This window comes from Bradyrhizobium sp. (assembly GCF_019242285.1).
Lineage (GTDB): Bacteria > Pseudomonadota > Alphaproteobacteria > Rhizobiales > Xanthobacteraceae > Bradyrhizobium.
On sequence record NZ_JAFAVV010000150.1, the window covers coordinates 1 to 4369 of the forward strand.

The following is a 4369-nucleotide window of genomic DNA, read 5'->3' on the forward strand; positions in this document are numbered from 1 at the left end:
CGATTGACGGCGGATTCACATGCGCGCTTTTGCAGGTTGCGTCAGTCCGGGGTGAGGAACCGGACCATCAGGATCTCGTCGATGTACCGGCCATCCTGCTTCAACGCCTTCATTTCGCGGCCATATTCGGAGAAGCCCATTTTCCGGTAGAGCCGCAAGGCGGCCTCGTTGCCGCTGGCGACACCGAGTTGAAGCAGCTCGACCCGTCCCGTGGCGTGGCCGACGACCGCCTCGATCAGGCGCCCGCCGATGCCCGAACCGCGCGCGGCGGGCCGCACATACATGCCCCAAAGTCCGGCCTTGTGGCTGACCTTGGCGCCTTCCTGCGGCCAATAACCAGCTACCCCCACGAGTGCGTCACCGGAGAACGCGCCGAAGATGTTGCCCCTGACGATCCGCTCCGCGAACCAAGCAAGCGTCATCGCGTCCTCGCGCGCGAATGTCGAGGCGAAGGCGTCCGGGGTCTCGCGCAACCCGTCGAGGCGGATGTCGCGATAGAGCGCGGCCTCGTCGGGCGTCAGCAGCCTGATCTCGATGGGGTCGGCGGGCATGGTCGTCTCCGAGGGTGGGCAGCGCGGCCGAAACCGGATTGTTTCCGCCGCGCGGAGGGCCTAGATCAGCCGATCAAGGAATTGAAGAGGACAAGACCATGTTGCGCGAAAACATCAACAACGCGGTCAAGCAGGCCATGAAGGCCAAGGACGAGCGCAAGCTCTCCACGCTGCGCATGGTCAACTCGACCATTAAGAACGCCGACATCGACGCGCGCGGGCAGGGCAAGCCGCCGCTGTCGGATGGCGAGCTGCTTGGCGTGCTGCAGAAGATGATCAAGCAGCGCCACGAGGCGGTCGAGCTCTACGACAAGGGCGGCCGCGCCGAGCTCGCCGCCGCCGAGCGCGAGGAGATCGCGGTGATCTCGGCCTATCTGCCGAAGCAGATGTCGGACGACGAGGTGAAGGCGGCGATTGCAGCCGCCGTCACCGAGACGGGAGCCGCCGGCATGAAGGACATGGGCAAGGTGATCGCCGTGCTGCGGGGCAAGTATGCCGGCCAGATGGATTTCGGCAAAGCCAGCGGCCTGGTGAAGACCGCGCTCGGTGGATAGCAGCGGAGGCGAGGGATGTTCCGGGTCGACGCGGGCAGTCTCGAGGCCTATTTCGCCTTCGATCCCGCCCGAACCGCCGAGCTTGAAGAGCTGGATGCTCTGATACGAAGAGCCGCCCCCGGCCTGAAGTGTCATTTCCATGCCGGGACGCCTGCGGGCGAAGCGGGCATGCGCATGACGATGATCGGCTACGGCCGGCTTCAATATGCGATCAAGTCCGGCAAGACGACGCCATGGCCGGTGATCGGCGTCGCGCTGCAAAAGAACTACATCAGCGTCTACGTGTCGATCACCAGGGGCCGGAAGCCGCTCGTTTCCTGCTATGCCGGCAAGCTCGGCGAGCTGCGGGCGGGCAACAACAATTTCAGCTTTGAAAAATTCGCTGATTTGAACGCACCTGCGGTCGGATCGCCGTTTGCCGAAGCCGCGGCGATCTTCAAGGCGGACAAGGAGAACCCGGTGCGCTACATGCAGGGAGGATAGCGTTTGCGGTGTGCCCGCGGAAGCCGCGCCTTCGCGAGCCCGACCGAAGAAAGTGCTCTCCTGCGCATATTCCTCTTGACGCAGATCAACACACGCTTCTCCGGCACCTGCCTCAATACGCGATCAATTTGGGGAGTCGCCGATGGCATCCATCTCCGGCAAGGTCGATCCGGTGGTGCGGCGCATCACCATTGCGGACATCGCCGAGGCGATCGGGCAGGGTCTGCGCGATTTCCAGGCGATGCCGCTCTACGGCCTCGCCTTCGGCATGCTCTATGCCGGCGGCGGCATCCTGACCGTGCTGTGCCTGACCGCCTTCGGCATGGTGTATCTGGCCTATCCGCTCGCCGCGGGATTTGCCCTGATCGGCCCGTTCGTGGCGACGGGACTCTACGAGGTGAGCCGCCGCCGCGAGGCCGGCCTGCCGGTCTCGCTCGGCGCGATCTGGTCGGCGGTGACCTCGCGCAGCGAGATCGGGTGGATGGCCTTTGTGACGTTGTTCTTCTTCGTGATCTGGATGTACCAGATCAGGCTCTTGATCGCGCTCCTGATCGGGCTCAACGCCTCGTTCTCGAGCCTGCACGAATTCATGACGGTGGTGCTCACCTCCAATGAGGGCCTGTTGTTCCTCGCGATCGGCAATCTCGACGGCGCCGCGCTGTCCCTGATCCTGTTCTCGCTGACCGTGGTGTCGTTCCCGCTGCTGCTCGACCGCGACGTCGATTTCGTCACCGCGATGGTGACCAGCGTGCGCGCCGTGGTCGCAAGCCCGCTGTCGATGATCGGCTGGGCTGCGGTGATCGTGCTGCTGCTGGTCGTGTCCTCGCTGCCGTATTTCCTGGGCCTGGTCATCACCGTGCCGGTGCTGGGACACGCCACCTGGCACCTCTACCGCCGCATCGTCGCGCCGGTGGTGGTCTGATTGCGCGCCAAGAGGATGCACCGCGTTTGCGGCGAAGGATTACGGCGTCTCGATCCCCATCGCCTTTAGCGCCGCGAGCATCCGCGGCGGCGGGGCCATCTTGACCGCCAGCGGCTTGCCGGTCTCCAGCACGCTCTTCAGGCTGGAGAGGATCGCCGGCCAGCCCTGCCGTCCGCCGCACAGGATGTCGTCGGAAAGCGGGCGGTCATGGGATTCGGTCATGGTGAGGCGCACGGCGTCGCCTGCGGGCTCGATCTCGTAGGTGACGAGCGTCGGCCCGAGCTTCTCGATCAGCGCCGGCCAGTTGACGTTGAAGGTGACGGTGAGCCGCCGCGGCGGATCATACTCGAACACCTCGCCCGAGATATGCAGGGCGCCGTCGGGCGTCCGCACGATATAGGCGCCGCCGACCTTCGGCTCGACCTCGACCGAATTGCCGAAGAAATAGTTCTTGCTGAACTCGGCCGAGGTCAGCGCCTCCCAGATCTTCTCCGGCGTGGAGGCGATGTAGATGGTGTAGACGGTGGCGGGCTTGAACTGGTCCAGTTGCATCATCAATGTCCTTCGATGCCGAGCGCGGAAATAGGGATCGCCAGCGCGGTGCCGGTTTCCAAAAGGCTCTTCAGGCTGGACAGGATCGCGGGCCAGCCCTTGGAGATGCCGTCCAGCAACTTGTCGGCGACCGTCCAGTCGGTACGCAGCTCGGTGCCGAACCAGTAGCTGCGCGAGAACGCGCTGTCGGTCAGCGCCTCCCAGAGTTTCTCCGGCGTGGTCCCGATATAGGTGACGTAGACGAATTCGGGCCTAGGCACAGGAGAGCTCCTTCGTGCTCTGCGATGGGAGGTCGGCCGGCAATGGTTTGCCGGTCTCCAGAAGGCTCTTCAGGCTCGCGATCACCATCGGCCAGCCTCCGGAGATGTCGCGCAGGGTCTTGCCGTCCTCGCCGAGCTCGTCATGGGTGACGGTCAGCTTGATCACTTTGCCGCGCGGCTCGAGATCGAAGGTGACCCGCGAGGTGCCTTCGCCCTTGGCTTCTTCCTTGCGGTTGTTCCAGGTATAGGCGAGACGCCGCGGCGGGTCAGCGACCAGCACCTCACCTTCGACGGTCGGATTGCCCTGGTTCGCGAAGCCGTAGGGCGAGCCGACCTTCCAGTCGGACGTGACGCGATGGCCGAACCAGTAGCGTTCAGTGAAGTCGCCGTCGGTCAGCGCGTGCCACAGCTTCTCGGTCGTCGTCTCGATATAGGTGGTGTAGACGAATTCCGGCTTACTCATCGCGTTTCTCCAGTTGTTTTTTCAGTTCGGAGAGCGCGGCGAGCTTGCCGCGCTCGAATTTCCTGATCCACCGCTCGCCGATCTCGTGGATCGGCACCGGGTTGAGGTAGTGCAGCTTCTCGCGGCCGTGCTTGTAGGTGGTGACGAGGTTGGCCTCTTCGAGAATGGCAAGATGTTTCGTCACCGCCTGACGTGTCATGGCGAGGCCGTCGCAGAGCTCGTTCAAGGTCTGCCCGTTTCTGGCGTGAAGCCGGTCCAGCAGGGTTCGCCGTGAGGCATCTGCCAGCGCTTTGAAGACTTCATCCATGGCCTGGATAATAGGCAACCAAAAGGTTGCATGTCAAGCGTCGAGTCGGGATTTTCTGTACGAGCGGCCGGGGCGGTCGTCGTGGAGGGGCTCGGTTGAGCTCGATCAACGCGTCTTGGCCCGCTTTGCGACAAGGGCGGCTGTCCGGGTGAAACGGGTTTTCCTCGCGCCGCAGCGATGTGAAAGTCTCCGGTCCCCCGAGCTGGGATCATCAAGCTCACGTGGACCGTGAAGCGGGGGCTTCTCGTTCGAGGAGCGTGCGTTTGCGCTCCACGCC

At 64.0% G+C, this 4369-nt stretch carries 8 protein-coding genes; 3 read left to right on the forward strand and 5 right to left on the reverse strand.

What is annotated here, in order from left to right:
* Positions 1-41: 41 nt before the first annotated feature.
* Positions 42-551, reverse strand: a complete 510-nt coding sequence (locus JOY90_RS05480) for a GNAT family N-acetyltransferase (RefSeq protein WP_291690133.1) — start codon at positions 549-551, stop codon at positions 42-44.
* Positions 552-649: 98 nt separating this feature from the next.
* Here JOY90_RS05480 and JOY90_RS05485 point away from each other — a divergent pair, with 98 nt between their 5' ends.
* From JOY90_RS05485 to JOY90_RS05495, 3 genes are all read left to right on the forward strand, one after another.
* On the forward strand, positions 650-1105 hold the full coding sequence (locus JOY90_RS05485) for a GatB/YqeY domain-containing protein (RefSeq protein WP_291690134.1): 456 nt from the start codon (positions 650-652) through the stop codon (positions 1103-1105).
* Between the two features lie 15 nt (positions 1106-1120).
* A complete protein-coding gene (locus JOY90_RS05490) occupies positions 1121-1588 on the forward strand; it encodes a hypothetical protein (RefSeq protein WP_291690135.1) in 468 nt (155 codons plus the stop codon).
* 142 nt (positions 1589-1730) lie between these two features.
* A complete protein-coding gene (locus JOY90_RS05495; protein ID WP_291690136.1) occupies positions 1731-2510 on the forward strand; it encodes a DUF2189 domain-containing protein in 780 nt (259 codons plus the stop codon).
* Between the two features lie 39 nt (positions 2511-2549).
* On the opposite strand, the gene JOY90_RS05500 is transcribed toward JOY90_RS05495, so the two are convergent.
* Genes JOY90_RS05500 through JOY90_RS05515 form a run of 4 tightly spaced genes read right to left on the reverse strand, consistent with a single transcriptional unit; the run spans position 2550 to position 4092 of the window.
* Entirely contained in the window at positions 2550-3062 is a 513-nt protein-coding gene (locus JOY90_RS05500) for an SRPBCC family protein (protein ID WP_291690137.1), read from the reverse strand.
* A 2-nt stretch (positions 3063-3064) separates the two neighbouring features.
* Positions 3065-3322: a hypothetical protein gene (locus JOY90_RS05505; protein WP_291690138.1), complete on the reverse strand. Its 258-nt coding sequence runs from the start codon at positions 3320-3322 to the stop codon at positions 3065-3067.
* A complete protein-coding gene (locus JOY90_RS05510) occupies positions 3315-3785 on the reverse strand; it encodes an SRPBCC family protein (protein WP_291690139.1) in 471 nt (156 codons plus the stop codon). Before JOY90_RS05510 ends, JOY90_RS05505 begins: the two co-directional genes overlap by 8 nt.
* A complete protein-coding gene (locus tag JOY90_RS05515) occupies positions 3778-4092 on the reverse strand; it encodes a helix-turn-helix transcriptional regulator (RefSeq protein WP_291690140.1) in 315 nt (104 codons plus the stop codon). Before JOY90_RS05515 ends, JOY90_RS05510 begins: the two co-directional genes overlap by 8 nt.
* Between the last annotated feature and the right edge of the window lie 277 nt (positions 4093-4369).

What these genes read in the sequence shown, in the direction of transcription:
- JOY90_RS05480 (WP_291690133.1), bottom strand. Translation starts at nt 551, where the DNA reads ATGCCCGCCGACCCCATCGAGATCAGGCTGCTGACGCCCGACGAGGCC.
- JOY90_RS05485 (WP_291690134.1), top strand. Translation starts at nt 650, where the DNA reads ATGTTGCGCGAAAACATCAACAACGCGGTCAAGCAGGCCATGAAGGCC.
- JOY90_RS05490 (WP_291690135.1), top strand. Translation starts at nt 1,121, where the DNA reads ATGTTCCGGGTCGACGCGGGCAGTCTCGAGGCCTATTTCGCCTTCGAT.
- JOY90_RS05495 (WP_291690136.1), top strand. Translation starts at nt 1,731, where the DNA reads ATGGCATCCATCTCCGGCAAGGTCGATCCGGTGGTGCGGCGCATCACC.
- JOY90_RS05500 (WP_291690137.1), bottom strand. Translation starts at nt 3,062, where the DNA reads ATGCAACTGGACCAGTTCAAGCCCGCCACCGTCTACACCATCTACATC.
- JOY90_RS05510 (WP_291690139.1), bottom strand. Translation starts at nt 3,785, where the DNA reads ATGAGTAAGCCGGAATTCGTCTACACCACCTATATCGAGACGACGACC.
- JOY90_RS05515 (WP_291690140.1), bottom strand. Translation starts at nt 4,092, where the DNA reads ATGGATGAAGTCTTCAAAGCGCTGGCAGATGCCTCACGGCGAACCCTG.